Below are 17,477 nucleotides of genomic sequence, written 5' to 3' on the forward strand. Positions count from 1 at the left end.
TTGCTAGAAGCTGTAATCCAGCCGCACGCCATAGGTGCGCGGGTCTGAACGGAACGTGTTGTAGCCGATAAAGCCATAGCCCGAGAGGGCATAGTCTTCATCGGTGAGGTTCCGGCCCCAGAGTGTCAGGCTCAGCCCCGTGTCGATAAAGGCGAACGTCGCCTCGGCCTGAAGCGTGGTGAAGCCCTTCTGCATCCGCGCCTCAAGGCCTTCCGGGTCCAGATAATAGTCGCCGCGATACTTGGCATGGGCCGCAAGGCTGGCGTCCACACCCGGCGTCAGCGCAAAGTCATAACGCGCGCCCAGCGTCGCCGACACGTCCGAGGCAAAGGGCAGGGGATTGCCGTCAAAGGTGGCCGCATTGCCGCCAATATCGGAGCTCTGCTCGATCTCCGTGTCCAGCAGCGTCAGCCCGGCATCCAGCGTCAGGCCCTCCGTCGCCCGCCACGTAACGTCCGCCTCAGCGCCATGGACAGTCGCGGCATCAAGGTTCGACAGCGAGTTCGAGGTAATGCTCGATCCGTCCGGCAGCGGGAAGTTCACAAAGATGCGGGCCTGCGGGGAATCATAGTCCTGCCAGAAGGCCGCCAGCGTCCATGTCAGCGCCTCCGTAGGGCGCGCCTTGTAGCCGACCTCATAGGCCGTGACTGACTCCGCAGAGAACAGGCCCTCATCAGCAAAATGCGTCGCATTGTTCTGCACTTCACCATTGAAGCCGCCGGACTTGTAGCTGTTCGCCACAGACGCATAGGCCGTGCCAGCACCGAGATCATAGGCAAGCGCTGCATTACCGCTGAGGCGCGTCTCATCAATCGTGTTCGACCCATAGGCGAGGCCCAGGCCGCTCACATTGTTATAGCCAATCGTGCCATCCTCGAAGACGTGCCGTCCGCTGCCATGCCCGTCGATCTCCTCATGCGTGAGGCGCAAGCCAAACGTGGCGGTCAGCTGCTCTGTCAGGTCAAAATCATTGTGCGTGAAGGCCGCGAGCGTATCGCGTGACTGGTTGATATCGGTCACCAGCGTCATGGCGCGGGTGGGCGAGACGGGCGTCGGGCCCGCGCGGCTTGCTGCGCCGACATAGGGGCAGGTGCCGATCAGCGTAGACGGGTCCAGCTCGCCGCACCAGATCGTATAGGTCTGGCTGAAATCATCGGTCGATGCGCTGAGGCCGAATAGCGTATGCCCGCCGGTCCTGTCCGTCTGCAGTCGGAATTCCTGCGAATACTGACGGAATGAGCGGTCATAGGAAAGGTTCGCACTGAGCGCCGCATTGCCGAAAAGAGCCTGCGCGCCGTCAAAGTCAAAGCCGTATTGCTGCGCATAGCCTTCGAACGCCGTCAGCGAGGACAGCTCCCAGCGGCCGAGGTCGCGCGTATAGTCCACCGACGCGCCATAGAAGGCATTATCCGTGTCCTGCGTGCCGGTGCCTTCAACCGCGATCTCATGGTCGCCAAGGTCGAGGCTGTCATTGCGCGGCGAGGCATTGACGCCATTGTCTTCTTCGTAATGCGTGCGCACCAGAAGGCGCCCGCCCAGCATTTCGTCCCAGTTGAGGCCAAGGCGCAGGCCAAACTCGTCACGCACGCCGCCAGCGTCTTCCGGTCCGGCGGTGTTGTCCAGCGCCGCATCCCGCGACAGGTAGCGCCCCGCAAGACGATAGCTGAAGCCGCCGCCAAGGCTCTCCCCATAGGCGCCACCAAGATCGACACGATTGAAATTGCCATATCCGGCGCTCAGATAGCGCGACTGGCCCTCGCCCGGCTTGGCCGTGATGAAATTGATCGCCCCGCCGGAGGCATTGCGGCCATAGAGCGTGCCCTGCGGGCCTTTCAGCACTTCGATCCGCTCAAGGTCGTACAGCATCAGGCCCGTCTGCACATTGGTGGCCAAATAGACGCCATCTGCATAAACCGCTGCGGCGCCGGGCGTCAGCGCCTGATGGTCCACCGCGCCAATGCCGCGGATCTGGAACGCCACCTGCGTGCCATTGGCCACCGCCGCATCAACACCCGTCAGCAGGTCGGTCACGTCCTCTGCGCCGAGATAGGCCTTTGCCAGTTTGAGGTCATCCGCCCCAATCACGCTGACCGACATAGGAATGTCGCTGAGCGGCGTCGCGCCCGGTACAGCCGTCGTCACGACCGGGTCGAGACGCTTCGTGGCATCCTCATTCTGGGCAAGGGCCGGGGCGGCGAAGGAGAGCAAAACAAGCGAGGCGGGGAGGGCGCAGGATGATTTCATCCGGCGCGATTAGGGCACGCGAGAATCGTTTGCAATAGCTGCAATTATTACGATTTCCATGACGCGTGCGTCATGGCTGACAGGCCTCAACCCTCAGGTGTTTTCCTCAGCGCGGCGCACGTTTCGCGAGGATCCGCTGCAGCGTGCGTCGGTGCATGTTCAGACGGCGGGCTGTCTCGGACACATTGTGATTGCACAGCTCATATACGCGCTGGATATGTTCCCAGCGCACCCGGTCGGCCGACATCGGATTTTCCGGCGGCGCCGGTTTTTCGTCCTTCGTGGCGGTGAGCGCACGAATGATATCGTCAACATCAGCCGGTTTGGACAGGTAGTCGACCGCGCCAGCCTTCACGGCGGCAACCGCCGTTGCAATCGCGCCATAGCCGGTCAGGATCACGGCGCGGGCATCAGGGCGGAATTTTTGCAGCACTTCGACCACATCAAGCCCGCTGCCGTCTTCCAGGCGCAGGTCCAGCACGGCAAAGGCGGGCGGGTTCATGCGGGCAATATCCTTGCCCTCGCTGACGGTCGAGACGGCGGAAACCACAAAGCCGCGCTGGGCCAGCGCCCGCGCCATGCGTTGTACGAACGGGCCATCGTCATCCATCACAAGGCAGGAACGGTCTTCCACGCCCTTGAGGCTTTCGTGCACGTTAACTGTCACCGGGCGGTCCATGGCCGCGTTCCTTCTTGCGATTCAGATTCAATATAGGCCTTTTGCACGGCTTAGGCCAATTTAGAAGCCTCAAGTGCTGCACGCGGCCACAGGGCCTGCACAACGGCGCCGCGTTTCGGCGGTGTGCGGTTACGCGTGGCGATGCGCCCGCCAGTGCGTTCGATCAGTGTTTTGGCGATGAAAAAACCAAGCCCCATGTCTCCGCCGCCGAGCTGGGCTTCGCTGCGCTGGGAGACATAGGGCTCTCCCAGCTTGGGCATGACTTCTGCCGCAAAGCCGGGGCCGTCATCAGTGATCGTGATCAGGATCTGGTCGTCCGTCCATGAAGCGACCGCCGTCACGCGCGTGTCGGCAAAGCTGACAGCATTCTCGATGAAGGCGCCGAGCGCATGCAGAATTTCAGGACTGCGGTTCAGGATGGGCGCCTTCGGCTCGCCGCGCTCGCCCGGTCCCGCCCGCACGACAAGGTCGACGCCGAGGCCCTTGAACGGGGCGGCGGCTTCTTCCACAAGCGCATCCAGCGGCATCAGGGCATGGACAATGTCGGTCGCCTCGCGGGCCTCACGGATGGTCGCCAGAATGGACCGGCAACGGTCCGCCTGTTCCGCGATAAGGCGCACATCTTCCATGTTCGGATCATCAGGGTCGAGCTCGGCCAGCAATTCCTTGGAGACAAGGTGGATCGTGGCCAGCGGCGTGCCAAGCTCGTGCGTCGTCATCGCCGACATGGCGCCAAGCGCGGACAGCTTCTGCTCACGCGCCATGACCACGCTGGCGGCATCAAGCGCGCGCACGAGGCGGGCCTCATCCTGGCTGACGCGTACAGCGGAGAGCGAGAAGAAGACGAGGCCCACGGCGAGCGCCGTGAACTGGCCCCACTGGAAGAGGGGCGGCAGGCTGATCACTTCGCCATTCAGCCAGGGCAGGGGAAGGGCCACGAACGGCATCAACGCGGCCAGCAAAAGGGCCAGAACGGCCACCAAAGTCGCCCGCATCTGTGACACGGAAAGCGCCGCCACCGTCACCGGCGCCAGAAGCAGCAGCAGGAACGGGTTCGACAGGCCGCCCGTTGCGGTAATCAACGCCGCCAGTTGCAGCGTGTCGAAGGCCAGCTGCAGGCTTGCCTCCCAGCCGCGCGTCAGGCGCTGGCTCTGAAAGGCAAAGGCCAGGAACACGTTAAGCCAGGCGGAGGCGGCGATAATCGCCAGGCACAGCGCCAGCGGCAGCTCGAAACCCAGCACGAAAGCCACGAAGAGTACGGCCATGGTCTGCCCGGCCACGGCCAGCCAGCGCAGCGTGATGAAGGTGCGCAGCCGCGTGCGTCCCAGCGCCGACTGGGCCGAGCCTAGGCCTTCCGGGGCCAGTGTGAACACGGCATCGTCGAGGCCGTAACGGGAGTCGCGGGTGATATCGTCCATGCGATGCTTATGCGTCAGCGTGACCCTTGCGCCAAGCGGTGCGTTGGCGGCATATCGCGGCCATGACCTTTCCCTATCGCACCCTGATCGCGGCGCTCGGCGCCATTGCCGCCACCGCCTGTTCCCCGTCCGGCCCTGCCGATACGCCCGAAGGCGCCAAGTCCGGCGGCACAAAGTCAGGCTGTCTCAGCCGCGCCTATCCGGAGATTGGCGGGCCTATCTCGCTGGTCAATGACAAGGGCGAGGCGGTTACGCAGGATACGTTCAAGGGCCATCCGACGCTGATCTATTTCGGCTTCACCTATTGCCCGGACGTCTGCCCAATGACGCTGGTGACCGTGGCGCGCGCCTACAAGATGCTGCCTGAAGGCATCGACCCGCCGCAAACACTGCTGATCTCCATCGATCCGGAGCGCGATACGCCTGAGAAACTCGCCGAATATGTTGCGACCTCAGCCTTCCCGGACAATCTGGTCGGCCTCACCGGCACGCCCGAACAGGTTCGCGCCGCCGCGCAGGCCTTCATTGCCGACTATTCCCGGGTTGATGATCCCAGCAGCACGGCCGGCTATACGATGGACCATACGAGCCTGCTCTACCTGATGGACGAGGACTGGAACCTCAAGACCTTCTTCACCCATGACGACACGAGCGAGACCATTGCCGCCTGCCTCGCCGATGTGTTGGACGAGTAGGCGGCATTAGGCTTAGGCGGCGGTCCAGCCACCATCGATTGAAAGTTCCGCGCCATTGATCTGGTCGGCGTCGGGCGAGCAGAGGAAGGCGGCAAAGCCGGCAATCTGTTCGACTGTCACGAATTGCTTGGTCGGCTGGGCATCGAGAATAACATTCTTGATCACGTCTTCCTTCGACATGCCACGCGCCTTGGCCGTATCGGCGATCTGATTGTCCACCAGCGGTGTGTGCACATAGCCGGGGCAGATCAGGTTGCAGCGCACGCCATGCTGCGCGCCCTCCAGCGCAGTCACCTTGGTGAGGCCGGCGAGGCCATGCTTGGCGGTCACATAGGCTGACTTGAACGGCGAAGCGACCTTGGCATGGGCGCTGCCTGTATTGAGGATACGGCCCCAGCCCTTTTCCTTCATGCCGCCAAGGGCCATGCGTGTCGTATGGAAGGCTGATGTCAGGTTCAGGGCAATGATCAGGTCCCATTTCGCAATGGGGAATTCCTCGATGGGCGCAACATATTGCACGCCTGCATTGTTCACGAGAATGTCGGCGCCGCCAAAGTCGCGGGCGACATAGCCCATCATCCCTTCAATCGCGTCCGGCTTGGTCAGGTCCGCGCCCGAATAGCCGACCTTCACGCCGTATTCCTTCGCCAAACCCGCACGTTCGGCCTCGATTTCCGCCTCGTCGCCAAACCCGTTGAGCACGACATTGCAACCTTCGCGCGCGAACCGTGTCGCGATCGCCTTCCCGATACCACTCGTGGATCCCGTGACGAGTGCAGTTTTTCCGGTCAGCATGATGAAGTCTCCTTGAGGCGCAGGCGCGCTGTGTTTAGGGATAGGGGCGGCCTTGGGAGGGTCGCAGGCGTAAGTGTAGAGGATAGGCAGGTTCGATGGGCGGTGAAATCGGTGCTTTCGTTGAGGCTTTCCCTCGCTTTCTGATATGGACGACCGCGGCCGGTGTCATGTTACTTGTCGCCAGTACTATTTATGTACTCCTGACGCCGTGGAAAGAACTGGCACTGGTAAAAGGCGGAAACGCCTCGGCCGGCCTCGCGCTGGCAGGCGCCATCACCGGTCTTGCCATCCCGATTGCATCCACGCTGGCCTCCAGCGTCTCCCTGCTCGACCTGCTGATCTGGGGCGTCATCGCGCTGCTGCTTCAATTGATCGTATACCGATTGGTGGATGTCGTGTTGCGCGACCTGCCAAGGCGCATTGAGGATGACCAGGCCGGCGCGGCCATCGTGCTGATCGCCGCCAAGCTGTCATCCGCCCTCATTCTGGCTGCCGGATTGTGGGATCCGGCCTTGCAAAGGTTCTAGCGCGCAGGAGGCGCCACCGACCATGAGATCGTTTGACTGGGTCCTGTACCTGTTGGTCTTCACCGTCGTGGTCGGAACCCTTTTTGCGAATGAACGCAGTGTCGATGCGCCCGAACCGCCGCCAACAGTTCTGGAATCCGACGGGCCCACGCTGCCGCCCCCCTCCATTCTCGATGAACAGATCCTCGTCCAGGTCGATGAGCCGAAAGACGGTATCGGAACGGCCTTTGCCATCAACACAAAAGGCGACTGGGTCACCGCCCGGCACGTCGTCGATGGCTGCAACAGCGTCGGCTTGCTGATCGCGCCGGACCAGTACGTGCCCGCTGCGCGCGTCACCGTCGATCCGGACCATGACCTCGCACTGATCTCCACCGGCCGCAGCCCCTCCGCCGTGAAGCTCGATCTCGATTCGCCGCTCCGCGTTGGCTCCGAGGGCTATCATGTCGGCTATCCGCAGGGACGGCCGGGCGAAGTGGCAACGCGGCTGCTGTCGCGCTCGAAATTGATCACGCGCGGGCGCCGCGACGGGCAGGAACCGATCCTCGCCTGGGCCGAGATTGGCCGAACGCAGGGCCTGACCGGCACGCTGGGCGGCATTTCCGGCGGCCCGGTCTTTGACAAGAATGGCGGCGTGCGGGGCGTGATCGTTGCCGAGAGCCCGCGCCGGGGCCGCATCTATACGGCGGCGCCCTCGTCGGTTGATGCCTTCCTGACCAGTCTGAATGTGCCCATCACCGAAGGCCCGAACGAGCCTTTCACGGCCAATACCTATGGCCCGCAATCAGATAATGCCCGCCGCCGCTTGCAGGTGGTCAAGGTTGCATGCCAGGTGCGGCCATGACTGATTTTGCCAGCCGCCTCGTCGATTCAACACGGGCCCTTGGGCCGCTTTGCGTCGGTATTGATCCGCATCCCGGCCGCGTGCCCGCCTTGTTCGGCGGCGACACGCCTGAAGGCCTTGCCCGCTGGGGCGAAGCGATTGTTGAACAGGTGGCCGGGCGTGCCGCTGTCCTCAAGCCGCAGGTCGGCCTGTTCGAACGCCTCGGCCCGGATGGCATGCGCGCCCTGCAGCGCGTCTGCGACGCGGCCAAGGCCGCAGGCCTGATTGTGATCACGGATGCCAAGCGCGGCGATATCGGCTCGACGGCAGAGGGCTACGCGCAGGCCTATCTTGGCAGACACGCCCCGTTTGCGTCCGATGCGGTCACGGTGAACCCCTATATGGGCATGGACACGCTGGAGCCCTTCCTCGCGGCCGCCGAGGCGAACGGCAAGGGCGTCGTCGTGCTCGCCCGCACGTCCAATCCCGGTTCGGCCGACTTCCAGACGCAGGACATGGGCGGCGCGCCGCTCTATGCCCGCGTTGTTGAGGCCTTGCAGCCTGCCATTGAGCGCCTGACAGGGGCGTCGGGATGGTCGAGCCTGATGCTGGTGGCCGGCGCGACCGGCCCGGACGAGGCCCGCAAGCTGCGCGCTCTGGCGCCGACTTGCCTGATGCTCGTGCCCGGTTACGGCGCGCAGGGCAGTGGCGCGGCCGATGCGCTGGCGGGTTTCGTGCGGCGCGGCAACCATCTCGAAGGCGGCGTGGTCAATGCCTCCCGCTCTGTGAACTTCCCGGAAGGTGCAGCCGAGGCTGCTGATCTGGGCGCATGGCAGCGCATCATTGCGGCGGCCATCGAGGCGGCACAGGCTGATCTCACATCGCTCAGCGGCGTTACGGATCGCGCCGGAACCCTCACGGGAAGCTGACCCAGCGAAACGTCTCGACAAATGCCGATCACGTACTAGCATGCGCGCCTGATCAGAGATCGCGCGCAAGATCGCGACCATAACCATACACGGGAGAGAGACGGCCATGACACATTGGCGTTCATTCATCATGGCTGGCAGTGCGCTGGCCCTGCTTGCAGGCTGCGCACCGAAGGAAGAGGCCAAGGCGCCGGAAGCGCCAGCGGTCGAGGCGCCCTTCGCAGATGTCGATACCAATCGCATTGAAACGGCCAGCGGCGGCGCGGAATGGCTGACCTATGGCGGTACCTATGACGAGCAGCGCTTCTCGACACTGACCGGTATCAATACCGAGAACGTTTCGCGTCTGGGTGTTGCCTGGACCCATGATCTCGACACCAATCGCGGCGTTGAAGCCACGCCCATCGTTGTTGACGGTGTGATGTATGTCACCTCGGCCTGGTCGGTCGTCTATGCGCTCGACGCCAAGACGGGCGAAGCGCTCTGGACCTATGATCCTGATGTCGACCGCGCCGTCGGTGTGAAAGCCTGCTGCGATGTCGTGAACCGCGGTGTCGCTGTCTACAAGGGCAAGGTCTATGTCGGCGTCATCGACGGCCGCCTTGATGCGCTTGATGCCAAGACCGGCGCAAAGGTCTGGAGCACGGTCACCGTCGACCAGGCCAAGCCTTACACGATCACAGGCGCCCCGCGCGTCGTGAACGGCAAGGTGCTGATCGGCAATGGCGGCGCCGAGCTGGGCGTGCGCGGCTATCTCACCGCCTATGATGCAGAAACCGGCAAGAAGCTCTGGCGCTTCTACACCGTTCCAAACCCGACAAAGCAGCCTGACCATGAAGCCTCCGACAAGGCTTTCGAGACTGTCGGCAACGTCACCTGGGGTGATGAAGGCGCATGGGTCACCGATGGCGGCGGCGGCACGGTCTGGGATTCGATCGTGTACGACTCAGTCAACGACCAGATCATTTTCGGCGTCGGCAATGGTTCGCCCTGGAACCGCACGTTCCGCGACCCATCCGGCGGCGACAACCTCTTCCTCTCGTCCATCGTGGCGGTGGATGCCAATACGGGCGAATACAAGTGGCATTTCCAGACCACCCCTGGCGACAATTGGGATTATACAGCTACCCAGTCGATCATCCTGGCTGACCTGCCCCTCGGCGAGAATGGCGCCACGCGCCGCGTCGCCATGCAGGCCCCGAAGAACGGCTTCTTCTATGTTCTGGATGCGGCCACCGGCGAATTCCTCAAAGGCAACGCTTACGGCGCCATGAACTGGGCAACCGGTCTCGACGAGAATGGCCGCCCGATGGAAGTGGCGGCGGCCCGTTACGGCAAGACGCCTCACCAGCAGCTGCCCGGCCCGCTCGGTGCGCATAACTGGCAGCCAATGGCCTACAGCCCGGAAACCAAGCTCGCTTACATTCCGGCGCAGGAAATCCCGCAGGCCTATGTCGAGGATCCGCGTTTTGCGTCCAAGGCCGTCGGCTGGAACACAGGCGCTGACTTCTCGTCCGGCATTCCGCCAATTGCGCCGCCGGATGTGGCGAAATTCCTCCGCTCGACGCTCAAGGGCCATCTCATAGCGTGGGATCCGGTCAAGGGCGAACCGCGCTGGACAGTCGATTATGACAATGCCTGGAATGGCGGCGTGCTGGCCACGGCAGGCAATCTTGTCTTCCAGGGCAAGCTCAGCGGCGAGTTTGTGGCCTATAATGCCACGACCGGCGAAAAGCTCTGGAGCCAGAACGTGAAAGCTGGCGCGGCCGCTGGCCCCGGAACTTATGAGATCGACGGCGAGCAATATGTCACGATCACGACCGGCTGGGGCAGCGCCTTTGCGCTGGTTGCCGGCTATGCCTATGACGACGCCGTGCCTTCATCCGTCGGCAAGGTGGTCACGTTCAAAGTGGGCGGCACAGGCCTGATTGCCGATTCAAACCTTCCTCCCATCGACCGGACACCCAAGGCTGATGCCTTCGGCGACGAAGCGATGGTTGCGGACGGCGCCATTGCCTTCTCGCGCAATTGCATGGTTTGCCATGGCGCCCTCGCCAAGAGTTCCGGCGTGCTGCCGGACCTGCGCTGGTCGGCCATCACCGGTAATGCCGAAGCCTGGAAGGGCGTTGTCATCGACGGCAACCTTGCCGCCAATGGCATGGTCTCGTTCGCCGAGTTCGTGACGCCCGAAGAGTCAGAGGCCATCCGCGCCTATGTCCTCGCTCAGGCCCATGCAACAGCTGACGCAACGGGCGGCGAGCAATAGTCTTGTCACCTGACTGAATGATGTGGCGCGTCCCTCTGGGGCGCGCTACACTTTTTTGATGCAGTTCATTCTTGGCATTCTCACCATTCTTGTGGCCATCGGCGTCTGGTCGTGGCGCCTGCGCATGGCGCGGGATGGCGCGCGTGAGGCGGCCGACCTGGCCCGCACGGCGGCCAACCTGCCCCGGCGCCTGGCCTTCAAATACCGCTCCGGACGCAACGGCCTCGACCTGATCGAGGATCCGCGCGAGGCCGCCGCGATCATGATGATGGAGATTGCCCGCGCGCGGGGCGGGCCGTTGACGGACCGTCAGAGCGATGTGATCTCGGAAGAGATGATCCGCCATTTCAGCTTCACGCTGGACGAGGCCCATGAACTCGTCGCGCATGCGGCCTGGGTCACCAACAAGGCGCCGCTGCCGCAGGAGACGATGCGCCGGTTGAGCCAGAAGATCGTGGCCGACAAGTATCTCGGTCCCAAGGAAGTGGTCGATCTCGACAGCATGCTTGTCGCCGTCTCCGAGGCGGAAGGCGCGCCGACGAAGGACCAGCTCTCCCTGCTGCAGGTGTTCCGCGACAAGGCGGGCCTGCGCACATGACCAGCCTGTCAGTTGCGCGATGCCTGACGGGGCTGTAGGGGCAAAAAGATGAGCCAGACTCTTCCCGCCGCCTATCGCGCCCGTGTCAGCAATGACAATTGGCATAATTATTCGGTTCTGCGTCATGGCGCCTTTGACGGCATGCTGGTCACCTCCAAGAATTCCGGCACGCACTGGCTGAAATACATGCTGGCCATCGCCATTGCCGACACGCACGGTATCGAGCGACCGAAATACTTCTCCGAGAATGCGGTGCGGCCTTATATCGGCTGGCCGAAGGACAAGCCTGTCTTCCCGCAGATCCCGCGTCTCGCCTTTAGCCATACGATCCCGCACCGGCTGGCGGACTGGGGCTGGGCGCGGCGCCTCGCCAGCCTGCCGCCCTATGTACTGGCCGTGCGCCACCCGATGGCCATTCTCGCCAGCCATCATGCCAAATGGGAATATGACATCCAGGTCGACTGGATGACCTATCTGGAAGGCGACCCGGCCGGGAAACAGTATCGCTGCGACATCTACTGGCTCGCCCGGTTCTGGAACCGCTGGGGCGATGTCCGCCATGACGCGCCTGGCCTGATCCTCAATGTCCACTATGAGGACACGCTGAAGGATGCCCGCGCCGTGCTGGAAGCAGTGGCCGAGCATTGGTCACTGGACCTGGCGCCGGACGCGATCGACGCGGCGCTGGCGGCGGGCACCAAGTCTGAAATGGCCAAGCATACAGATCCTGAAGCCGAGCCAAACGTGCTGCAGAACCGCAAGACCTCGCTGGAAGAGCTGTTCACCGGCCCGGCCATGGACCTTTACCGCAAACAGGTGCGCACCCTGTTCCGGCATGATCTCGGCTACGACCTGTTCATGCCTCCGGCTTGAGCGATCCGCTTGAGCGGCCATCTGGCCCGTACTTTATCCACCAGGGTTCGGCCTTGGCCTGTTCTTCCAGTGTCAGGAATTTCGCATCGGCCAGCACGGCATCAGCATAGGCCTGCGCGGCGGGGCTGAGCGGCAGGCCATAGGTGCGGAAACGGGTCACGACGGGCGCATAGAAGGCATCCGCTGCGCTCCACTGGCCGAACAGGAACGGGCCGTCCTCACCAAAGCGCATGCGCAGGTCGCACCAGAGCGCATCGACACGCGCAATGTCTGCTGCCAGCGCGGCGGACATTTCCGGCGTCGCTTCACGGCCGCGAATGTCCATCGGGCAGTCCTTGCGCAGGGCAGGGAAACCGGCATGCATTTCAGACGCTGCGGCGCGGGCAATGGCACGTGCGGCGGGGTCTTCCGGCCAGACCTGGCCCGGCTCTGCCCATTCCGCGATCCATTCCGTGATGGCGAGGCTTTCCCACACGGTCTGTCCGTCCCACAGCAGCAGCGGCACCTTGGCCGTCGGGCTGATCTCTTTCAGCTTCGCTGTCGTGTCCGGGAAATCGAGCGGCACGATCACTTCTTCCACCGGCAGGCCGACATGGCGCGCGACCAGTAGCGGCCGGATCGACCAGCTGGAATAATTGAGATTGCCGAGGATCAGCTGTCTCATGCAGGCTTGCCTTCGCCGATGGCCCAGCGGACCTCATTGATGCGCACCTCGCCGAAGACGCCGGCCTTGGAATAGGGATCAGCAGCGGAGAAGGCCTTTGCGGCGTCGAGGCTGTCGGCCTGCAGCAGGAAGACCGAGCCGATCATCGTTTCGCCGTCGTCTGCCAGCAGCGGCCCTGCCATGCGCACATCCGGGCCATTGCCTACGACCCATTCCAGATGGGCGCTGCGCGTCGCGGCGCGCAGGGCGGCGCCGCCGTCTTTCTTGTCGAAGCAGTGAAGGCAAAACAGCGGCATGATGGTCTCTCCGGGGGCAGGTTTGAGTGGCGCTACGCCTATGGCATACTGACGGTGCGCTGCCTACTCTCAGAGCCTTGGCGCGAATATTCACTGAATGAATCATTGATCCTTCAGGATTTGATAGTATGGTTTTCGCATGAATGACACGACAGACACCCGCCAGCAGATCCTTGAAGCCGCCATGGAGCGCATCCATCATTATGGATACGGCAAGACAACCATGTCGGAAATTGCCCGCGACTGCAGCATGTCGGCGGGCAATATCTACCGCTTCTTTGCCTCCAAGATCGACATTGCCGAAGCCATGGCGCGCAAGTTCAATGCCAAGGTTTTCGAGGAATATGCGGCCATCGCCCGCAAGCCTGTCTCGGCCTCTGCCCGCATTCGCGAGTTTTTCGAGATGAGCCTCGACCGCACGTTCACGGCCATTGAAGAAGATGCAAAAATTCTCGAAGTCGCCAATGTGCTGAAGCAGGAACGCCCGCTCTATTTCAACGAACAGCTGGCCCAGGAGCGCGTTTACCTGGTGCAGATCCTGAATGACGGCGCCCAGACAGGCGAGTTCCGCCCGCTCGACCGGCCGGAGGAAACCGCCGAATACATGCAGGCGGCGCTGATGAAATTCCGTTTCCCTCAGCTGTTTTCGGCCCTCTCCCTGCCGAAACTACAACGCGAACTGGTCGGTGTTCTCGATATTCTTCTGGCCGCGCTTTCCTGTGGCGCAAAGACGCCGGATAGATAACAAATCCTAAACGCTGAATAAAATCGAATTTGTTCATTGATTATTTTTCAGGGCCTGCTATATCAGGGTCATGGAAGACTATGGTGCCTTCCAGAAGACCCTCAATGAGCGATCCAATGACCCTCTCGAAAACCGAAGCCCGCCAATCCTTCTACGCCCTGCTTGCAGCCATTCCGTTCGCCGCTGCCATCCTGGCCGCCACGTTCGCCCTTGCTGAATTTGCAGTGTAGTGGTGCCTGATCAGGCCTTGGCGCCCTTGAGCCCTGTGGCATAAGCCGGATCGCGCGTCGCTGACGCTTCGTCCAGCGGCCACCGGGGTCTCGCCCCCGCGCCAAGGTCTCCGATCCCCCCTATCTCGCCGGCGGCCATCCGCTCGGCCCCGACAAGGGCGATCATCGCGGCATTGTCCGTACAGTGCCGCAGCGGCGGCGCGAACAGTTCCCCGCCAAATGCCTTTGCTTCCGCTTCCAGCGCCGTGCGGATCGCCTTGTTTGAGGCCACCCCGCCCGCCACGACGAAGCGCAGGCTTTCTCCCTCACCCGGATCAAACACCTCGAGTGCCCGGCGCGCCTTGCCGGCCAGCACGTCGCAGACGGCTGCCTGGAAACTGGCGCAGAGGTCTGCGAGGCGTTCCTCCGTCAGCGGCGCTTCGGCAGCGGCGCGGGCGACGGCGGTTTTAAGCCCGGCAAAACTCATGTCGAGGCCGGGCCGGTTCATCAGCGGGCGGGGGAAGTTGAAGGCCTTCGGGTCACCGGCCTTCGCCAGCCGCTCCACCGCAGGCCCGCCCGGAAAGCCAAGGCCAAGCAGTTTCGCCGTCTTGTCGAAAGCCTCGCCCACGGCATCGTCAATGGTCGATCCAAGCCGCTTGTACTGGCCAAGGCCGCGCACTTCCAGAAACTGGCAATGTCCGCCGGAAACCAGCAGCAACAGGTAAGGAAACGCGCAATCGCCGCCAAGCCGGGGGCTCAACGCATGCCCTTCCAGATGGTTCACCGCGATGAAGGGCTTGCCCGCGGCCTGCGCAATCGCCTTGCCGGTCATCATGCCCACCAGCACGCCGCCAATCAGGCCGGGGCCGGACGTGGCGGCCACGCCGTCCAGCGCGTCATAGCCGATACCAGCCTCGCGCATCGCAGCGGCCACCGTCTTGTCCGCAATCTCCGCATGCGCCCGCGCCGCAATCTCCGGCACGACACCCTGATAGGGCGCATGCTCCTCCAGCTGCGTATGGATCACATCCGCCAGCAGCGTCACGCGCCCGCCCTCAAGACGCAGCACAGCCGCCGCCGTCTCGTCGCAGGAGGATTCAATGCCGAGAATGGTGAGCGCACGGGTCATGCGCCGCATGTAGGCCCGGACGGGGAGAATGGGAAGGCTGGAGGGCAGGCGTGTATGACGGAAGAACGGAGGAGGTCGATTTCAGGCGTCGTTTTAACAGCGCTAACATATTAAGAAGCGCCATCACGTTTCTAGCTGTATTGCTGCAGCTTCACTCTATTCGGACCACCAGTCCTGACGTTTGATTCTCAACTTGTGAATTCAAGACCGGTGGCTGGAACTTAAGGGTGAGTTGCGAAGCCTCTGATGCTATCTGAGCCGGTAATTTTGGGCTCTTAGGGGCGATTGGAGCTGCATTGGCGCAACCAGCCATCTTCTTGGTTTCATCAAGATTGGTCAGTTCCGATAGCTCCACAAACGCTTTTCCAAACTCCGTCGTCGGGTCCGTTTGAAGCTGATCATTGCAGAGGTCCGATTTTTCTTTAGATGCCGTCTTATCCCCACTCACGTCTTGGTCTAAAGTCAGTAGAAGTTTGCCCATCTTCTTTGTTTTTGTCCGAACAGAGTTCGCCCACTCTGTTGCTGGCTCTTTCAAGCCTACCATTTCATCGAGCTGCGAGATAAGTGCGGTTGCGCTAAGCCGATTATCATTCAAAGTTGTGAGCTTCTGTGTAGGTGTAGATCCCTCAAGGCTGTTGCCTACTTTTTCCAGAACTGAATCGGCAATTCCATCGTCTTTAGAGAAACCTGCGTAGTAGGCAAAAATATATTTGGCATCGTCCATAGAAAAATTTGAGCCGTCATTCGCCAAAAGTGAGGTGAGGCTTTGAAGAACAGGTGCGGAGGCCGTCAGAAACAGTTGATCTCGGGCGCTGCTCTTATTGGTCTGTAGAATAGGTTCGCCATTAGCGACCGCTTCATTGACCAGGCGTGTAACCCCATTGAAAGTGCAGAGCTGGTGATATGCGGCGAGACGGCGTTCGGCCTCGAAATAGGTGAGGGTGGAGGTGTCCGAGAAAATTCTTGCATGGAGTGTATCGCGGGCTGCAAAAACCAAGGCTTCCACTTGCTCTATATCCGGCGACACAAGATAGGCCGCATCAATATTCTCGAATAGAGCCTCAAGTGATGAAAAGCTGACACTAACTAGTGAAATGGTTTCTGCAGAGGCTTCCGCAAATCCAAGAGCAGCGGATGCTACTCCATCTGTAATATTGAACGAGCCCTGAAGAGCTTCCTGATCAGCGCGTTGCTCGCCAAGTTTTTCGAAATATGCCCTGCAGTAAAGGTCAGCGACGGCCACGCCAGCACTTAAATACTGTCTTGCTGTATCCGCGGTAGCTCTGTTCTCACTTGCTTCCAGGAGCAATGTTCGGAAACGACCATTTGTGCTAACCCACTTCACACTTGTGCTATTGCTTTCTCCTCGCGCCAGCTCCTTTAAATGCTCTTTGCCCTGAACTTTTGCCGGGTTCATATCGTAGGGCCGCAACGAAGAGCATCCGCCGCAGAGCGCCGCTGTCAAAGCTACAATCAAAATGTTTCTCATGTCCCAAACTCGTTCGACAGCTTCAGAACATTAAGAATTAGTAAACATAAAAAAGTCAACCCAAAAGGGTTTTCGTCTGAGGCGGTAGGGTAAGGTGCCCTAGTCGTTATCCATCCTTAGAAAGCGTAAGGTGGGTTGAGAATCGCGATACCCACCAATCGTAGGCCACGTCTCTCCCACCCCTTATCCAACCTGAATCCCGTCCGGCCTATACTGGCCGCCATGACCAACCCGTCCGCCTTCGTCACCCATGGCATCGCCCACGCGCAGCGCGCTTTGAGCGCCGTCGCCGTGATGACCGAGGCACACCTCAACCCCACCACCCTGAAACGCACCCTCGCGCAGCTCGCCCGCGCCGAACTCGCGCGCCTCGAAATCATCATTCGGCGCCTGCTCGTGCTGATGGCGCTGGGGCTCGTGCTGCCGCCGGTCCCTGTTCGGGCATCGTCCGGGCATCATTCGTGCACCGAGCGCGTCGAAACCAAAGCTTCGACCGGCCTCACCGGCCTGTCGCCCCGCGTCATGGGCCCGGACATGGACAGGAACGGGCTTGCGACTGCGGCGCGGTCCTGCGGACCCGTTCAGGCCGCCCCAATTCTCGCCCGCCTCGCGGCGCTGCAGGAACTGCTCGCGGCCCCCGAAGCCCACGCCAAACGCCTCGCCCGCACGCTGGAGGGCCAGCGCAAGGCCGGAGATCCTGCACCCATGGCCCTGCCCATGACCCGCACCCACCGCATGCCGCCAGAGCTTGGCGCCATTGCCACGGCCCTGCCGGAACTGCTCCGCACCGCGTTCAAAAGCTGGGAAAGTTCGGGCTGAATCCCCCTCACAATCAGACCCCCAAGCCGGGCGCCCTGACGGGCGTTTCCGGTCGCACCCACATCCCTCAAAATCGTACACCCAACGCTCCCCCCGATGGCCCCTGCGGAGGCAGGGGCCCATGGACTGGCCGGGCCTCACAGCGCTTTGGGACAATCCGGTCCATGGATACCTGCCTGCGCAGGTATCCCCGGGCGGTGAGTGGGGCTCTCAAAGGGGGCATCCCCCACATCCGTGCTCCCGGCGAACGCCGGGACCTCAGGCAATTGGAGAAAGGAC

General features: G+C 62.1%; 18 protein-coding genes. 10 read left to right on the forward strand and 8 right to left on the reverse strand.

From position 1 onward, the window contains the following. Positions 1–3: 3 nt before the first annotated feature. From V7651_RS05210 to V7651_RS05220, 3 genes are all read right to left on the reverse strand, one after another. Positions 4–2,244 carry a TonB-dependent receptor gene (locus V7651_RS05210; RefSeq protein ID WP_335612468.1) on the reverse strand — a complete coding sequence of 747 codons (2,241 nt, stop codon included), beginning with the start codon at positions 2,242–2,244 and terminating at the stop codon, positions 4–6. 106 nt (positions 2,245–2,350) lie between these two features. Then, on the reverse strand, positions 2,351–2,923 hold the full coding sequence (locus V7651_RS05215) for an ActR/PrrA/RegA family redox response regulator transcription factor (RefSeq protein ID WP_034740167.1): 573 nt from the start codon (positions 2,921–2,923) through the stop codon (positions 2,351–2,353). Positions 2,924–2,973: 50 nt separating this feature from the next. After that, entirely contained in the window at positions 2,974–4,341 is a 1,368-nt protein-coding gene (locus V7651_RS05220; RefSeq protein WP_335612469.1) for an ActS/PrrB/RegB family redox-sensitive histidine kinase, read from the reverse strand. 62 nt (positions 4,342–4,403) lie between these two features. Between V7651_RS05220 and V7651_RS05225 the strand changes: the two genes are divergently transcribed. Then, complete coding sequence (locus V7651_RS05225; RefSeq protein ID WP_335612470.1) at positions 4,404–5,036, forward strand: SCO family protein; 633 nt, start codon at positions 4,404–4,406, stop codon at positions 5,034–5,036. Positions 5,037–5,048: 12 nt separating this feature from the next. On the opposite strand, the gene V7651_RS05230 is transcribed toward V7651_RS05225, so the two are convergent. Beyond that, on the reverse strand, positions 5,049–5,831 hold the full coding sequence (locus V7651_RS05230) for a 3-hydroxybutyrate dehydrogenase (protein ID WP_335612471.1): 783 nt from the start codon (positions 5,829–5,831) through the stop codon (positions 5,049–5,051). Between the two features lie 95 nt (positions 5,832–5,926). Between V7651_RS05230 and V7651_RS05235 the strand changes: the two genes are divergently transcribed. The 6 genes from V7651_RS05235 (at position 5,927) to V7651_RS05260 (ending at position 11,847) form a co-directional block, all read left to right on the forward strand. After that, positions 5,927–6,358: a DUF350 domain-containing protein gene (locus V7651_RS05235; protein ID WP_035537585.1), complete on the forward strand. Its 432-nt coding sequence runs from the start codon at positions 5,927–5,929 to the stop codon at positions 6,356–6,358. 22 nt (positions 6,359–6,380) lie between these two features. Further along, entirely contained in the window at positions 6,381–7,202 is an 822-nt protein-coding gene (locus V7651_RS05240) for a S1 family peptidase (protein WP_335612472.1), read from the forward strand. After that, a complete protein-coding gene (gene pyrF / locus V7651_RS05245; protein ID WP_335612473.1) occupies positions 7,199–8,110 on the forward strand; it encodes an orotidine-5'-phosphate decarboxylase in 912 nt (303 codons plus the stop codon). The genes V7651_RS05240 and pyrF overlap by 4 nt, the downstream gene beginning before the upstream one ends. 106 nt (positions 8,111–8,216) lie before the next feature. Then, entirely contained in the window at positions 8,217–10,376 is a 2,160-nt protein-coding gene (locus tag V7651_RS05250) for a PQQ-dependent dehydrogenase, methanol/ethanol family (protein ID WP_035537589.1), read from the forward strand. A 58-nt stretch (positions 10,377–10,434) separates the two neighbouring features. Continuing rightward, complete coding sequence (locus V7651_RS05255; RefSeq protein WP_035537591.1) at positions 10,435–10,974, forward strand: hypothetical protein; 540 nt, start codon at positions 10,435–10,437, stop codon at positions 10,972–10,974. Between the two features lie 48 nt (positions 10,975–11,022). Further along, the gene (locus V7651_RS05260) at positions 11,023–11,847 is read left to right on the forward strand and encodes a sulfotransferase family protein (protein ID WP_335612474.1); all 825 of its coding nucleotides are present in this window, start codon (positions 11,023–11,025) and stop codon (positions 11,845–11,847) included. Here V7651_RS05260 and V7651_RS05265 read toward each other — a convergent pair. Both V7651_RS05265 and V7651_RS05270 read right to left on the reverse strand, forming a co-directional pair. Beyond that, positions 11,831–12,511: a glutathione S-transferase family protein gene (locus tag V7651_RS05265; RefSeq protein WP_335612475.1), complete on the reverse strand. Its 681-nt coding sequence runs from the start codon at positions 12,509–12,511 to the stop codon at positions 11,831–11,833. The genes V7651_RS05260 and V7651_RS05265 overlap by 17 nt on opposite strands. Continuing rightward, positions 12,508–12,807: a YciI family protein gene (locus tag V7651_RS05270; protein ID WP_335612476.1), complete on the reverse strand. Its 300-nt coding sequence runs from the start codon at positions 12,805–12,807 to the stop codon at positions 12,508–12,510. Before V7651_RS05270 ends, V7651_RS05265 begins: the two co-directional genes overlap by 4 nt. Positions 12,808–12,946: 139 nt before the next feature. Here V7651_RS05270 and V7651_RS05275 point away from each other — a divergent pair, with 139 nt between their 5' ends. Beyond that, on the forward strand, positions 12,947–13,552 hold the full coding sequence (locus tag V7651_RS05275; protein ID WP_035537595.1) for a TetR/AcrR family transcriptional regulator: 606 nt from the start codon (positions 12,947–12,949) through the stop codon (positions 13,550–13,552). Positions 13,553–13,656: 104 nt separating this feature from the next. Beyond that, a complete protein-coding gene (locus V7651_RS05280) occupies positions 13,657–13,782 on the forward strand; it encodes a hypothetical protein (protein ID WP_335612477.1) in 126 nt (41 codons plus the stop codon). A gap of 10 nt (positions 13,783–13,792) precedes the next feature. Here V7651_RS05280 and tsaD read toward each other — a convergent pair whose 3' ends face one another. Continuing rightward, a complete protein-coding gene (gene tsaD / locus V7651_RS05285; RefSeq protein ID WP_418887220.1) occupies positions 13,793–14,899 on the reverse strand; it encodes a tRNA (adenosine(37)-N6)-threonylcarbamoyltransferase complex transferase subunit TsaD in 1,107 nt (368 codons plus the stop codon). Between the two features lie 142 nt (positions 14,900–15,041). Beyond that, entirely contained in the window at positions 15,042–16,379 is a 1,338-nt protein-coding gene (locus tag V7651_RS05290) for a hypothetical protein (protein ID WP_335612479.1), read from the reverse strand. 222 nt (positions 16,380–16,601) lie between these two features. On the opposite strand from V7651_RS05290, the gene V7651_RS05295 reads away from it, so the two are divergent. Beyond that, positions 16,602–17,198 (forward strand): hypothetical protein, encoded by a 597-nt coding sequence (locus tag V7651_RS05295; protein WP_335612480.1) that lies wholly within the window; start codon positions 16,602–16,604, stop codon positions 17,196–17,198. The last annotated feature ends 279 nt before the right edge of the window (positions 17,199–17,477 follow it).

Source organism: Hyphomonas oceanitis (assembly GCF_036964545.1).
In the GTDB taxonomy this organism is placed as follows: Bacteria; Pseudomonadota; Alphaproteobacteria; order Caulobacterales; family Hyphomonadaceae; genus Hyphomonas; species Hyphomonas oceanitis.